The sequence below is a fragment of the Pseudoalteromonas sp. SA25 genome, from assembly GCF_011378705.1.
GTDB classification, from domain to species: domain Bacteria; phylum Pseudomonadota; class Gammaproteobacteria; order Enterobacterales; family Alteromonadaceae; genus Pseudoalteromonas; species Pseudoalteromonas arctica.
Window position 1 is genome coordinate 25,869 of the sequence record NZ_WTKV01000014.1, and the last position, 15,097, is coordinate 40,965.

At 40.2% G+C, this 15,097-nt stretch carries 15 protein-coding genes; 1 reads left to right on the plus strand and 14 read right to left on the minus strand.

Annotated elements, in window-relative coordinates:
- Positions 1–172 precede the first annotated feature (172 nt).
- Positions 173–1,051, minus strand: coding sequence for a methylisocitrate lyase (prpB, locus tag GQR45_RS12515; protein WP_024590402.1), 879 nt, complete (start codon positions 1,049–1,051; stop codon positions 173–175).
- Positions 1,052–1,155: 104 nt separating this feature from the next.
- A complete protein-coding gene (locus GQR45_RS12520) occupies positions 1,156–1,848 on the minus strand; it encodes a GntR family transcriptional regulator (protein WP_002962362.1) in 693 nt (230 codons plus the stop codon).
- A gap of 265 nt (positions 1,849–2,113) precedes the next feature.
- Here GQR45_RS12520 and rsmF point away from each other — a divergent pair, with 265 nt between their 5' ends.
- Entirely contained in the window at positions 2,114–3,565 is a 1,452-nt protein-coding gene (gene rsmF, locus GQR45_RS12525) for a 16S rRNA (cytosine(1407)-C(5))-methyltransferase RsmF (protein ID WP_165726119.1), read from the plus strand.
- Positions 3,566–3,869: 304 nt separating this feature from the next.
- On the opposite strand, the gene GQR45_RS12530 is transcribed toward rsmF, so the two are convergent.
- The 12 genes from GQR45_RS12530 to plsX form a co-directional block, all read right to left on the minus strand.
- Positions 3,870–5,729, minus strand: coding sequence for an alkaline phosphatase D family protein (locus GQR45_RS12530; RefSeq protein WP_165726120.1), 1,860 nt, complete (start codon positions 5,727–5,729; stop codon positions 3,870–3,872).
- A 4-nt stretch (positions 5,730–5,733) separates the two neighbouring features.
- Positions 5,734–6,513, minus strand: a complete 780-nt coding sequence (locus tag GQR45_RS12535; protein ID WP_007585741.1) for a YchF/TatD family DNA exonuclease — start codon at positions 6,511–6,513, stop codon at positions 5,734–5,736.
- 115 nt (positions 6,514–6,628) lie between these two features.
- A complete protein-coding gene (locus GQR45_RS12540; RefSeq protein ID WP_165726121.1) occupies positions 6,629–6,955 on the minus strand; it encodes a PilZ domain-containing protein in 327 nt (108 codons plus the stop codon).
- 11 nt (positions 6,956–6,966) lie between these two features.
- Positions 6,967–7,881, minus strand: a complete 915-nt coding sequence (locus GQR45_RS12545; protein WP_165726122.1) for a DNA polymerase III subunit delta' — start codon at positions 7,879–7,881, stop codon at positions 6,967–6,969.
- A 1-nt stretch (position 7,882) separates the two neighbouring features.
- On the minus strand, positions 7,883–8,509 hold the full coding sequence (tmk, locus tag GQR45_RS12550; RefSeq protein ID WP_007585737.1) for a dTMP kinase: 627 nt from the start codon (positions 8,507–8,509) through the stop codon (positions 7,883–7,885).
- Positions 8,510–8,514: 5 nt separating this feature from the next.
- Positions 8,515–9,501: an endolytic transglycosylase MltG gene (mltG, locus tag GQR45_RS12555; protein WP_121954228.1), complete on the minus strand. Its 987-nt coding sequence runs from the start codon at positions 9,499–9,501 to the stop codon at positions 8,515–8,517.
- Positions 9,495–10,310 carry an aminodeoxychorismate lyase gene (gene pabC, locus GQR45_RS12560; protein ID WP_165726123.1) on the minus strand — a complete coding sequence of 272 codons (816 nt, stop codon included), beginning with the start codon at positions 10,308–10,310 and terminating at the stop codon, positions 9,495–9,497. Before pabC ends, mltG begins: the two co-directional genes overlap by 7 nt.
- Before the next feature lie 59 nt (positions 10,311–10,369).
- Positions 10,370–11,608, minus strand: coding sequence for a beta-ketoacyl-ACP synthase II (gene fabF, locus GQR45_RS12565; protein WP_007585731.1), 1,239 nt, complete (start codon positions 11,606–11,608; stop codon positions 10,370–10,372).
- A gap of 216 nt (positions 11,609–11,824) precedes the next feature.
- A complete protein-coding gene (gene acpP, locus GQR45_RS12570; RefSeq protein WP_002962377.1) occupies positions 11,825–12,061 on the minus strand; it encodes an acyl carrier protein in 237 nt (78 codons plus the stop codon).
- A gap of 250 nt (positions 12,062–12,311) precedes the next feature.
- Positions 12,312–13,058, minus strand: coding sequence for a 3-oxoacyl-ACP reductase FabG (fabG, locus tag GQR45_RS12575; RefSeq protein WP_007585730.1), 747 nt, complete (start codon positions 13,056–13,058; stop codon positions 12,312–12,314).
- Between the two features lie 11 nt (positions 13,059–13,069).
- Entirely contained in the window at positions 13,070–13,996 is a 927-nt protein-coding gene (fabD, locus tag GQR45_RS12580; RefSeq protein ID WP_165726124.1) for an ACP S-malonyltransferase, read from the minus strand.
- 52 nt (positions 13,997–14,048) lie between these two features.
- Positions 14,049–15,089 (minus strand): phosphate acyltransferase PlsX, encoded by a 1,041-nt coding sequence (gene plsX, locus GQR45_RS12585; protein WP_007585728.1) that lies wholly within the window; start codon positions 15,087–15,089, stop codon positions 14,049–14,051.
- Between the last annotated feature and the right edge of the window lie 8 nt (positions 15,090–15,097).

Consider the following 15,097-nt stretch of genomic DNA (forward strand, 5'->3'; position numbering starts at 1 on the left):
AACAAAGAGATAATCGTCCCTAGAAAGAACCCGACGGGCAGCGCATGTTTGGTATTTATGCTGCGTTATCGCCAATTTATGGGGAATAACCACACAGCATAGGCTCTGCCTTGCCTAAACACCAAACATACTGCTGTAAATTCAACCACTAAAGATTAATACGCCCAAATTATTATTTGTCAGATTTTGATGAAAAAAGGGTGTCGAGTGTGTTCTCGTACGTGTGGTAATCTAAAAAGTCGTAAAGCTCAGAACGCGTTTGCATATTTTCAATTTGGCTTTGTTGCGAGCCTTCATTTAAAATTGCTGAATACACGCTTAATGCTGCTTTGTTCATGGCTCTAAATGCACTTAGTGGGTAAAGCACCATTTCAACACCTACATCGCTTAACTGCTCTTTTGTGTAAATAGGTGTTTGGCCAAACTCAGTAATGTTTGCCAAAATTGGAACGTTAATCGCTTTTGCAAATGCTTGGTAATCAGCAAGGTCGTGTACGGCTTCTGCAAAAATAGCGTCAGCACCGGCTTCAACACAGGCAGCTGCACGGTCTATCGCGGCGTTTAAACCTTCTTTTTGAAATGCATCGGTACGCGCCATAATATAAAAATCGCTATCGGTTTTTGCATCAACCGCCGCTTTAATGCGGTCAACCATTTCACCTTGGCTTACAATTTCTTTATTAGGGCGATGGCCACAGCGCTTTTGCGCTACTTGGTCTTCTATATGAAAACCCGCCGCACCGGCTTTAGTCATTTCTTTTACTGTGCGTGCAATGTTAAACGCCCCACCCCAACCGGTATCGGCATCAACAAGTAGTGGTAAATCGCTAGCACCCGTAATACGACGAATATCTTCAAGCACGTTATCAAGACTTGTCATACCCAAATCAGGCATACCAAACGAAGCGTTTGCAACACCGGCACCTGAGAGGTAAATAGCTTGGTGACCCATTTTTTCAGCCATCATCGCTGTGTAGGCGTTAATAGTACCTACTACTTGTAACGGGCGGTTATTGGCAATAGCGTGTTTAAATTTTAATCCTGCTGACATTACTTTCTCCTCACTTTGAACGGTTGCTACGTGGAGTAACTTATAGTTTTAATCTGTAATTATGACTGTTTGACTGCTTTTGCTAGCTTTTAGCTTTTAACAGCTTATGCTTTCTGCTTAGCTAATAAATCAAATTTGGTTTGAATATTTGCTTGCGATGCACTTATGTGGCGCTTCATAAGCATTTCGGCCAGTTCGCCATCGTGGTTTTCAATCGCGTTAATAATAGCTAAATGCTCATCAAACGCTTTTGATACACGCGGCCCCACCATGCCCATTTGTACACGGTACATGCGTATTAGTTGATAAAGCTCATTACACAGTAAATGAATTAAATGCGCGTTTTTACTGCCTTGAATAATACGGTAATGAAAATCTAAATCGCCGGCTTCTTGATAATAAGATTCGCCCTCTTTAACACGCTGTGTTTGTAGGTGCTGATTAAGTAATTGCTTTAAGCCTTTTACTTCTTCGGGTTCCATATTGTCGGCAGCAAGCCTACATGCCAAGCCTTCAAGCGAACTACGAACTTGGTAAACTTCAATCAAGCGTTCAGCGGTAAGGGCAACTACTCGGCAACCTACGTTAGCTTTACGCTCAACAAGGTAGCAACTTTCTAGGCGATTTAACGCCTCTCTAAGCGTTGCACGGCTTACACCATAACGTTTGGCAAGCTCAGGCTCTGATATTTTACTGCCTTGAACTATACTGCCTTCAACAATCTCACGGCGCATATCTACAAATACTTGATCTGATGCGGTAGTTATAGGCGCTTCGTTTAAAAATGTGTGTGTCATAAGTTATTTTTTAGATTGTCGACAATTAATGTGGTTACTATGGGCTTATTAAAAAATCATGTCAACCCTTAAACACATCACAATGGCTAAAAAACACGCTTATTGTCGACACTATTAACCTAAAGTCGCATAAAAATGGGTTTAAAATGGACTAAAACAGTGAAGTGTCGACAGCGTAATAAATCAGATGTTACGCTTTTTAGCGCTGAAAACACCTCGCATAAATGCTATTATCGTGCTTTATTTTTATAGTATGAGCTAACGCGTGAACGCCAACACTTTTATTCCTGAGCACTTTATTGATGACGTAAAAACCTATTTACCAGCGCATCTAAACTTAGATGACTTTTTAAATGCGTGTCGTAGGCCCCTCAGAAAATCTATCCGCGTTAATACATTAAAAATTAGCATTGAAGAATTTGTAGAACGTGCAACTGAAAAAAATTGGCTGCTAACCCCCATACCTTGGTGCAGTGAAGGTTTTTGGTTAGAACGTCCCGAAGATGAAGAGCAAAACCTAGCCCTTGGTAATACCGACTTACACCTAAGCGGTGCGATGTACGTACAAGAAGCAAGTTCAATGCTGCCGCCTATCGCATTAAAGCAAAGTATTAAACTCGCTAACTCGCAAAATAACACCGTGCTTGATATGGCATCAGCGCCAGGTTCTAAAACATCGCAGCTAGCAGCTCTTATGGATAACCAAGGCGTGCTTGTTGCAAACGAGCTTTCGTCATCTCGTTTAAAGGTACTCAGCGCTACATTAAAACGCATGGGGGTTGGTAACTGTGCACTTTCGCACTTTGATGGCGTTATATTTGGCAACTACATGTTTGAATGCTTTGATAGCATACTCCTAGACGCGCCATGCTCTGGCGAAGGCACAGTACGTAAAGACGCCGACGCACTAAAAAATTGGTCAATAGAATCAAATATCAAAATAGCCCAAGTACAAAAAGACTTAATTAAAAGCGCTTTTTATGCATTAAAACCAGGTGGCACATTAGTGTATTCAACCTGCACACTTACCCCGCTCGAAAACCAACAAGTGTGTGATTATTTACTGAGTGAATTTGGCGACTATATAGCGCCTGAGTCACTAAGTGATTTATTTGAAGGTGCCAGCAAAGCCACTACAAGTGAAGGCTATTTGCATGTATGGCCGCAAACATTCGATAGCGAAGGCTTTTTTATTGCTAAATTTAAAAAGCACGCAAGTTGCAACAACCCAAATCAAACAGTTAAAAAAGGTGCGTTTCCGTTTAACGAGTTTGATAAAAAACAAAGCGTCGCGTTTATGCAATCGCTTAAAAAGCACTTTGGGTTAACTAACCTACCTGGCAACTTAATGCAGCGCGATAAAGAACTTTGGTTATTTCCACAAGGATTTGAAGCTGTGCAAAATAAAATTAAGTACGCACGTTTAGGTATTCAAATTGGCATTATTCATAAAAATGGCGTGAGACTAACGCACGAATTTGCAACCGTATTTGGCAATGAGTGTAAAACTAATATTTACGCGTTAAATAACGAGCAAGCAAATGATTATTTTCAAGGTAAAGATATACGCTTAGCTGAGGCAACTCAAACAATAGGTGAAGTAGTATTAACACTGTGTGGTTGCCCTATTGGGCTCGGGAAATGGCAAAAAAATAAGATCAAAAATTCACTACCCCGAGATCTAGTGCAAAATACGCAGTTAATAAGCTGGGGTTAAACTAAAGTACAAATTACGCATAATTAATCTAATCCTTTGTTATCAAATGTAACCAGGTGGCAAAATTAGTTATGCTTTATTGAGTACCTTTACTATAGTTTTAAGTACTTTCTTCTTCTCCCTAACGAACCAGAAAGTTTTTAGTTAACGCTAGGCTCAATTTAGAGTCACTTTATAGCCCAGAGGTTTTTATAAGCCTTTGGGCGTTTTTATTTGCAGCTTCTTCTATAGACAGTACTATTTCTTACTTTTTCAAACCCCTTACCAAGAGTGCTCATCTACAATTGACTTGTAGATGAGCAACTTACTGTTCTTCTAAATCAAACTCGGTTAAATGCCCTTCACCGTGTATAAGTTGATAGCGGGCTAAATTTCCTTGCTCTAGTGTTATTAAACTAATAGCTGAGTCGCTTACTAAGTATTTTTGCCCTTCACCTATAGTTTGGTGTTTATCTACTTCCATGTGCCAGCGTTTGGTAAAAAAGTTTAATGGGCTTTTTGGGCCGTATAGAATTGAATCTAGTTTATCGAGTATGTTTATTAATTTACGCGGGAACTCGTTTTTAATACCACTGGCGGTAAGTTGCCAAATTCGATTGGGATGATCGCCAAAACGCTTTTGCACTGAAAAGCAAAATGAGTAATGTACATCACCCGATAAAATAAGGGTCTCGTTTGGGGTGTCGGTGCGTCTAAAGGTATCGAGTAGCTTTTTGGCTGAGCCTTCGTGCGCCATCCAGTTTTCTACATCCACCATGAGCGGTTGCCCGCAAATATTAAACATGGCTTGAATGGCTTCTATTGATTTAACACCAAATACGGGTGCTGGCGATACAATAATAACCTGATCGTGGCTTAGTAGGCTTTCTTCAAGCTCTGTGAGGCGCTCCCAATCAAGTAGACCTGAAGGCTCATTAAAGTTTTGCTCATTTCGCCAACGGTGCGTACGTGTATCTAGCACCACTACTTTTGGGGTTGTAGTTAACTCATAATGCCAAAAACTAAAATCGTTTAGTGGTTTATCAAATGCTTTAAACTGCCATAAATTATTAGCAGTACGGCTTTGCTTAAAAGGTGTTAGTAACTCGCCTGTTTTATTTAGTGCATCGTTCCCCATTCCCTGAAAAAGCCAATAACTAATTAAGCCGTTATTAATGATTCGTTTACTACTTGGGTTTTCATTTATAGCTTGCTCCCACCCAGCGGTGAGATTCCAATCATCGGTTACATCGTGATCGTCAAACATCATTAGCGTAGATACATTGGCAAACAATCGCTCTACTTCACTTAAGCCTTTTGCATAATCAATCAGTGCTGTTTTTTCAGCGTTAAAAATAGTTTTGTTTTGCTCGCTTTGACCTAAATACGTTGTGTTTTGTATATCAACGCATTGCCAAGCAGCAGCACTAAAATTTAATAAATACAGTGCAATGTATTCTTCAAAATGAATAAGGTGATTGTAGGCTTTTACGCTTGAAAAATGAGGTTCGTCTTTTTTTAGCCAGTAACCAACACCTAACTTTGAGCGTTTTTGCCAAGGCGTTTTTGGTAAAAACAAATGGCGATTATAAAGTTGCTCATTTATATCATCCGGTAGCTCAATGGCAAGTGGTTGCTCTTTATAGATACCTAACGCTTTAATTAACTGATGAATAGCTAATAACATGGGGCCTGCTACATCATCGGCGTAAACCTGGTCACCGCTCAGTAATAACAATTGTGCGCCTTGAGTATTATTACCACGCTGAGTATTTTGCCAGTGACTTGCAGACACTAAGCTATCTTTTGCTGGATGATGTGCATTACGGCACGAGCCATGCAAAATATCACTGAGTTTATCGGGGATTACAAATGCAGGCGTTGTTTGATTGCTATAGCACCAAGGCGACAAATCGATTGCTGTGTCGTCAATTACAAGCTCATAGCTTAATAAGCTATCTAGAGGGAGTTTGTTGTCTATTGGCTTTATAATAACGAAATGCAGGTATAAATGTTCCCCTAGAGAAACAGTGTATTGATCACTATAACACTCAACATTTAATAAGTTTATTTGGCAGTTTGCAGGCTTGGAGGTAGCAAACTGAATACAGACTCCAGTTTGCTCTACACGGCGCACCATTGGCCCCATTAGTAAAATAGGAAGGTTTGCCGTGTGAGTAATCATGTATTTAGCCTTTAGCTGCTAATTTAAATAAAGAATAAAAGTTTTCGGTAGTCGCTTTAGCTAGTTCATTAAAGCTAATGCCTTTAAGTTCGCTAATGTAGTAAGCAACGTCTTCTACGTACGCTGGCTGATTCGTTTGCCCACGATACGGTACTGGTGCTAAATAAGGCGAGTCTGTTTCTATTAGTAATCTATCTAGCGGTATTTGTTTTACTACTTCTTTTAGCTCAATAGCATTTTTAAAGGTAACAATGCCCGAAATAGAAATATAAAAGCCCATGTCTATGGCTTTTTTAGCCATATCCCAATCTTCAGTAAAGCAATGTAGTACACCACCGCAGTTTTCGGCTTTGTGCTCACGCATCAAGTTAATTGTGTCGGCGCGGGCATCACGAGTGTGAATAATTAACGGCTTTTGTAATTCGTTAGCTACTTCAATATGCCCAACAAAGCTTGCTTGCTGCACTGCATGAGTATCTTTTGAATAGTAGTAATCAAGACCCGTTTCGCCAATAGCGACGACTTTTTCGTGTGAAGCTAAGTCGATTAGTTGCTGTTTATTAAGGGCGTCTTTTTGATCAAGTGGATGTACACCGCATGAGGCTGAAACATCGTCGTAATGCTTAATTTTATCAAGCATGCTTGGAAACTGATCAAGCGTTACGCTTACACATAAAAAGTGCTCTATTTGCTTTGCACGCGCTTTATCAAGAACTTGGTCAAGGTTTAAGTCTAATTTATCAAAATCAAGACGATCTAAATGGCAATGAGAATCTACAATCACTATAAGGCCTGTATTATGTTCAGGGTTTAAATTTGTTCGTTTAATTTATTATGTTAGCAATTAAAAGAACCCAATATAGGGCGGCGTTAATCTCAATGAAAAACCGACCCTATAACTACATGGTATATGTTTGATCGACTGAGTTTAACATAGTCCCAAGTAGCTTTTCGATTTTAGCGTTTAGGTTTGTTTTATCGTCTAAAAAGCTAATACCAATACCTGGAGGGTTAGAGCTTTGTGCCCCTTGTGGCGTGATCCACGACACTTTACCTGTTACTACGTCATCTTCTAAGGCATCGGGCAAGGTAACTCTAAGGGCTAATGAATGCCCTGCTTCGTAGCGCATATTAGTACGTACAAATAAGCCACCTTTTTTTAAGTAAGGCATATAACAACGGTATAACTCGTCTAAATCGTCTATGTCTACTAGTAGTTCTTGCATGATTAATCCTTTTAAGAATTTCGCAATGTGTATGCTAATCGTGATACAGCTAGCGGTAAATTAAGGCCAAGTACTTGTGTGTTATTTTGTAAAAACTCGCCTAATGCATTTTGCGCACTTTGATAAGCGTCAAAACTCATACCTTGCAGCAATTGTTGCTTTAGTTGCACGCTTAAAAATAAAGTAAATATGCGAACAAGTTCAGGCTGTTTATTTATTATATCGACTAACGCTTTGAAATTATGGCTTTGTTTAAACTCAGTTGCAAACTTATACAGTGTATCAATATTTTTTAGCTGGTCTTGCTGTTGCCAATGCTTTACTTGCAGCGGTTGGTTATAAAAAAGTGCTAACCAACTATAGCTAGGTATATCTAATGTCTCTAGCCATTGCTGAGCAAGTGCTGTATTTGTTATTTTTACGTCACTTTTAGCGCATCGACTTAAAATAGTTGCAGGGAGCTGTGCTGGTTGACTTGTAGTTAATATTAAAAAGCGGCTATTAGTTGGCTCTTCAAGTGTTTTTAATAATGCGTTAGCTGCTGCTGTGGTCATTTTTTCGCAATTTTCGATTATTGCTACTTTATTGCCATTTTGCGCTGCTGAGTGATTCATAAAATCACTAATGCCGCGTATATCATCTACGCCTATGCTTTGCCCATCAACTTGCGTTAAGCGCTTGTCGGGATGAGTACCCGCAAGAGTAAGTAAGCAGCTTTTACAATGTCCGCAAGGTTTTAGCATACTGTTTTGCGCAGCTACCTGCTTAGCTATATTTTGGCATAACAAAGCATTACCAAGCTCATCACTTAACTCAAACTTACCTACGCCAACAGGCCCACAAAATAATTGCGCATGATGAAAACGCTCTGCACGATAACTTTGCGCTAAACGTGCTTGGGTATCGTGTAGCCACGGCAATGGCATATTATTTTAGGCCTTCAAAAAATGAATGCAGTACATTGGTTATATCGCGATGTACTTTATCAATACTTTGGTTTGCATCAACCGTTTTAATTGTGTTGTCGTCATTAGCAAGTTCAACATAACGCATACGTGTACGCTGAAAAAACTCAATGGCTTCTTGTTCAATACGGTCAAGCTCACCACGCCCTTTTGCACGTTCAAGGCCTATCACTGGGTCAATATCAAGGTAAATAGTTAAATCAGGCTTTAAGCCCTTTAATACCATTGACGAAAGTGAAGCTAATGTATTTGAGCTAATACCACGCCCGCCACCTTGATACGCCTGAGACGATAAATCATGACGATCGGCAAGCACCCACTGGCCTTTATCTAGCGCTGGGGTAATAACATTGTGCATTAGCTGTGAGCGAGCTGCGTACATAATAAGCAACTCGGTTTCAAAGGCAATTTCTTCTTCGTGCTCTGCTTTTACAAGCGTACGAAGCGATTCAGCAAGCGGTGTGCCGCCAGGTTCGCGGACGTTAATGAAGTCTATTTTTTGTTTGTTTAAAAAGTCTTGGCATAACGAAATAGCGGTTGATTTACCCGCGCCTTCTAGCCCTTCTATTACTATAAATTTTGATTTCATAAAAATTAATTCTTTTTATTTAATATATACGTTTTAACTGCCGCGTTATGCTGCTTTAACGTGGTTGAAAACTGGTGGCTACCATCGCCTTTTGATACAAAGTAAACGTATTCACTTTGTGGCGGATTAACTGCAGCTAAAATAGCGGCTTTTGATGGCATTGCAATCGGTGTTGGCGGTAAACCATTAATACGATACGTATTGTAAGGCGTATAATCGCGTAAATCTTTGCGTTTAATATCGCCATCAAAATCAGCGCCTAATCCGTATATTACGGTTGGATCGGTCTGTAGGCGCATATTGGTGTTTAATCGATTAACAAACGCTGATGCAATTAACGGACGCTCGCTGGCAAGGCCTGTTTCTTTTTCAATAATTGAAGCCATTATAAGTGCTTCGTATGCTGTTTTGTAGGGCAGATTAACAGCGCGCTGCTGCCAAGCGTCGTCTAACGTTTGCTGCATTTTTTGTGCTGCACGTTTTAATACACTGCTTGCAGTATCGTTATTATGATAATGGTAAGTGTCGGGGAATAACCAGCCTTCTAAGTGCGTGTCATTACCCAGTATTTGAGTACTTAGTTCGTCAGTTTTTAAATCGTTTTGTAAATTATCAGCTTTTTTAATAGCACTTAGTACTTCACGTAAGTTTTGCCCTTCGATTATGGTAAAACTAAAGTTGATTTGCTGGCCTTGATTAATTTTTTTTACGTTGTTGATAACGCTATCGGCTGTTAGCTCGTAAAGGCCCGCTTTTAAGTCGGTAAGTGTGGGATCTAATTTGGCAATTACTTGATAACGCCAGCAGCCTTCCACCCAGTTATTAGCTTGCCACTGCTGACATAACTTATTAAAGCCAGTGCCATGCTTAACTTCAAATTGTGTGTTTTGCGCTACTTTTAGCGGGCTATTTATTGTTGCTTGTAATTGCTGGTAACCAATAGCAGTGGTTATAACAGCTAAAAAAAGTACCGATAAAATAACTTTTAACACTCAGCCTCCTTGGCTAATAATTTAGTTAGTAATGCGTGGCTGTCGTCTGTATTAAATACCTGTTGCTCAATACGTTTTACAGGTACTGCTCCCATTAAGCTATTGCACACAAATACGGCGTCTGCTTGGGTTAAGTCTTCTACTTTCACGCGCTTAAATTCAACAGGCAATTTATCACATAACGATTGTAGATAAACGCCCTTTATTCCGCACTCATCAAGCAATGGCGTAAACACACACTTATTTTTAATCGCAAAAATATTAGCTGCTGAAGCTTCAATTACATTGTTATTGTAATCAAGCACTAACACATCATCGCAGTTTTGCGTTTGCATCGCTTTTTTAATTAGCACTTGTTCAAGTCGATTTAATGTTTTAAGGCCCGCTAAATAAGGCTGTGCCGCTAATTTAATCGGGCTTATTTCGAGATTTACACCCTTTTTAGTAAGCGCTTCGTAATTACTAGGGTAGTCCAACACGCTCAATAAAATAGTGACATTACACTCACTTGGCAGCCCATAACCACGCCCCCCTTCGCCTCGCGTTACAAGTATTTTAAGCACGTTTAGTGGTGCAGCGTTTATATGCAAAGCAATTCGATTTTCAAGGCTATTAAAGTCTAACTCAGGAAAACCCAAGCGCTGTGCGCATTCAATCAAACGCGCTTTATGATGAGCCCAATACTGTACTTGCCCATCAACAACCTTAGCGGTTGTAAAAAAGCCATCACCGTAATTTAAGCCCCTGTCACGCGTGCTTAAAGTGCTGTTTTGATCTACTGCTATTATTGTTTGCATTTTGTTTGGCATATAAAAAAAGCCCAGTTAAACAACTGAGCTCTTATAATTTGATTCGTTGTTAAAAAAGATTATACCTTTTTAAATAGCAACGAGCCATTAGTACCACCAAAACCGAACGAGTTACACAGTGCAAAGTCTAACTTTGCATCACGTGCAGTGTGAGCAATATAATCTAAGTCACACCCTTCGTCTGGGTTATCAAGGTTGATAGTTGGCGACACTTTTTGATCTGTCAGTGATAAAATCGAAATAATCGATTCAACTGAACCTGCAGCACCTAACAAGTGACCCATCATCGATTTAGACGAGCCTACCATTACATCTTTAGCTGCATTACCAAAAATAGACTTAACAGCGGCAGTTTCTGCTTTATCGCCTGCATTTGTAGATGTTCCGTGTGCGTTAATGTAACCAATTTGCTCAGCGTTTACTTGCGCATCGTTTAGTGCGTTTTGCATTGCAAGTGCAGCGCCCGCACCATCTTCTGGTGGTGAAGTCATGTGGTACGCATCGCCACTCATACCAAAGCCTACTAGCTCAGCATAAATTTTAGCGCCACGTGCTTTAGCATGTTCGTACTCTTCAACTACAACAACACCCGCGCCGTCAGAAAGCACAAAGCCATCGCGGTCTTTATCCCAAGGGCGAGAAGCCGCTTGTGGATCGTCGTTACGGGTTGAAAGTGCACGCGCAGCATTAAAGCCACCCATACCAATTGGGGTACACGCTTTTTCTGCACCGCCAGCAACCATTGCATCTGCATCACCGTAGGCAATCATGCGGGCTGCATGGCCAATATTATGCAAGCCAGTAGTACAGGCAGTTACAATTGAAATATTTGGACCACGAAGTCCATGCATCATTGATAAATGACCTGAGATCATATTAATAATGGTAGACGGCACATAAAATGGCGATAACTTGCGCGGACCACTATTTAATAGCTTAATGTGGTTTTCTTCAATTAACGTAAGCCCACCAATACCTGAACCTACAGCTACACCAATGCGTGCTGCGTTTTGCTCAGTGATTTCAAGGCCTGAATCTTTAAAGGCTTGAACACCCGCTGCAATGCCGTACTGAATAAACAAGTCCATTTTTTTAGTATCTTTCGCTGACATGTATGCAGTTGCATCAAAATCATTTATTAAACCAGCGAATTTAGTACCAAATTTTGATGTATCAAAGTGCGTTATTGTTTGAATGCCACTTTTACCATCTAATAAGCCTTGCCAGGTTGATTGAACATCATTACCTAGCGGCGTCAACATTCCTAAGCCAGTTACGACGACTCGACGTTTAGCCACGGTTTGCCTCCAATAAGGGATATTTTACAAGGGGATGATCATACCCAAGCTACCTCAAAGTGCTAGTCCCAAAATAGATTAAAAACGCATAACACTATCAAAATTAATTTTTAGCTAAAATTGAGCATAGAGATTTAAGTTTTGAATCACGAACTTTGAGGTGGTTTGGATATAAAAAATTAAAGGCAGCGGATGCTGCCTTTAACGTGCGATTAATTACTCAGCGTGTGCTGTAACGTAATCGATAGCAGTTTGTACTGTAGTGATCTTCTCAGCTTCTTCATCTGGGATCTCAGTATCAAACTCTTCTTCAAGAGCCATTACTAGTTCAACAGTATCAAGAGAATCTGCACCTAGGTCATCTACGAAAGAAGATTCATTTTTAACTTCTTCTTCTTTAACACCTAGTTGTTCAATGATAATTTTCTTTACGCGTTCTTGGATATCGCTCATTCTTCTTTCCTTTATTAAAAACGCCAATGCGTTATTTTCAGATTGCGGCGTAGTTTACGCCGCATAATTCTCTGATTCAATGATTTGACCATAAATAATTGTCTGGTCAAACCTCTGAGTGTGTGTTTTGTCTTTTATCGCTTATTTTCGCAGCGATTTCAAGTATGTTTAAAGCAAGTTCACAAATAATTCAATGTTTTTGAGGTAACTTACTTAACTTTATTAAGTAGTAATCTAGGTACAATGGCGATTAAACCATGTACATCGCGCCATTTACATGCAAAGTTTCGCCTGATACATACGCAGCCGCGTCAGATGCTAAATAACATACCGCAGCAGCAATTTCGTCTGGTTGGCCTAAACGCCCTGCTGGAACATTTGCAAGTGTTGCTGCTTTTTGCTCATCAGTTAAATTATCAGTCATGTCTGTTTGAATAAAACCAGGTGCGATTACGTTAACTGTAATACCACGTGATGCAACTTCGCGCGCAAGTGACTTAGAAAAACCAATTACACCCGCTTTAGCCGCTGCATAATTAGCTTGACCTGCATTGCCCATAGTACCCACTACTGAGCCAATGTTAATAATACGGCCTTTCTTTTTCTTCATCATTGGACGAAGTACTGCTTTAGATAAACGGAAAACTGAGCTTAAATTAGTGTCAATAATATCGTCCCACTCAGTCTCTTTCATACGCATTAATAAGTTATCGCGTGTAATACCTGCGTTATTTACAAGTACGTCAATATCGCCTAAATCAGCTTTTATTGCAGCAAGTGTTGCTTCAATAGATGCAGGATCGGTTACGTTTAATGCATAACCTTTACCATTGTCACCTAAGTATTCACTGATTTTAGCAGCGCCTGACTCACTTGTCGCAGTACCTGCAACTTTTGCACCTTGTGCAACTAATGTTGTTGCAATTGCTTTACCAATACCACGGCTGGCGCCAGTAATTAGGACAATTTTGCCCTCTAATGAAAATAAATTAGACATTTTATATACTCTTATTTAGCTGCATCAATTGAAGCGGCGTCGTTTACTGAGCCACAGATCATTGCTTTATCAATTCGTTTAGCAAGTCCTGTTAATACTTTACCAGGACCAAATTCGTAGCTTTGTGTTACATCTTGCGCAACCAAGGCTTGTACTGTTTCTGTCCAGCGAACTGGACTATAAAGCTGACGTACTAGTGCGTCTTTAATTGCATCAGCTGACGTTTCAGCTTTTACATCAACATTATTAATTACATCACACTTAGGTGTATTAAATGTTAAAGCGGCTAAGTCTGCTGCTAGCTTGTCAGCTGCTGGCTTCATTAACTCACAATGTGAAGGTACGCTAACAGAAAGTGGTAATGCACGTTTAGCACCGGCATCTTTACATGCTTGCGATGCTCTATCTACTGCCGCTTTATGGCCTGCGATAACAACTTGACCAGGAGAGTTGTAGTTAACTGGAGATACAACCTCACCTTGCGCTGAGGCAGCACACGCCGCTTTAATTTCTTCATCGCCTAAGCCAATAATAGCAGCCATTGAACCTACGCCTGCTGGCACGGCTTCTTGCATGTATAAACCACGGTTTTCAACAAGCTTTACGGCTTCGCTCAAGCTTAATACATCGCTACATACTAACGCTGAGTATTCACCTAAGCTGTGACCCGCCATAACAACGTCTGCATCAGGGTTAGCTGCTAACCAATCACGGTAAATAGCAACACTTGAAGTTAGTAATGCAGGTTGTGTGCGGTGGGTTTGATTTAATTTTTCTTCTGGGCCATTAAGAACTAGCTCTGCTAAGTCGTAACCCAGTGCATTTGACGCTTCTGCAAATGTTGCTTTAACAATGTCAGAACTCTCTAGTAGTTCTTGTAACATACCAACGCTTTGCGAGCCTTGACCTGGGAATAGAAGTGCAATTTTTTGTGCCATACTTTGCTCTTTTTAATTAAACAAATAAATAATGAAATACACGGCACATCAATTATTGATTAACCGCCGTGTCTTTAGAATGTGTTTTTTCGAAAATAGCGGCTATTTTATCAGGAAGTTGACGTTCAACCTCTTTTACCGCTTCATCAATTGCTGCTTGAAATGCTTTAGCTGACGCATTTCCATGACTTTTAACGACAATACCGCGCAATCCTACCAGAGAAGCACCGTTATACTGGTCGGGGTTCACCCTTTTATAGAGTTTTTTTATTATTGGGCGCAATATAAACGCCATACATTTATATAAAAGGTGCTTTTCGAGCGCGGTTGTAAACTTATTCATAATAAGCTTGGCAATGCCTTCACATGTTTTAAGTGCTACGTTGCCAACAAACCCTTCGCATACAATGACATCAGCCTTACCCGAAAAAATATCACTTCCTTCGCTGTAACCAATATAATTTATATGTGGGCTTTGCTGCATTAATTGTGCAGCTTGTTTAATGTCGTCGTGGCCTTTAATGTCCTCAGCGCCAATATTTAATAAACTAACGCGAGGATTATCCAAACCAAGTGCTTGTCCTGCAACTATAGAGCCCATAATGCCAAACTGATAGAGCATTTGCGCATCACAATGCACATTAGCACCTAAGTCGAGTAAATATACTGGGTTTTTAAGCTCTGTAGGAACAGATGAAATGAGTGCGGCACGTTTAACACCTGGCAGCATTTTTAATACATAGTGAGCCATAAAAAATAGAGCGCCGGTATTACCTGAGCTAACACATGCTTGAGCTTCGCCCGATTTAACTAAATCTAGGGCAACACGCATAGATGAATCTTTTTTTGAACGCACAGCAATTGCAGGTTCACAGGCATTGGTGACTATTTCACTACAGTGACGAATTATGAGTCTAGGATGAGGTAGAGAATCGAGGGATTCGAGTTCTTTAGATATAACGTGTTCATTGCCACATAAAATGAGAGTTAGATTGGCATGAGCATTTACTGCACAAACGGCAGCAGGAATAGATGAACGGGGGCCGTAATCGCCCCCCATCATATCTAACGCTATGGTTAGATCTTTCAGCATATAAGTAA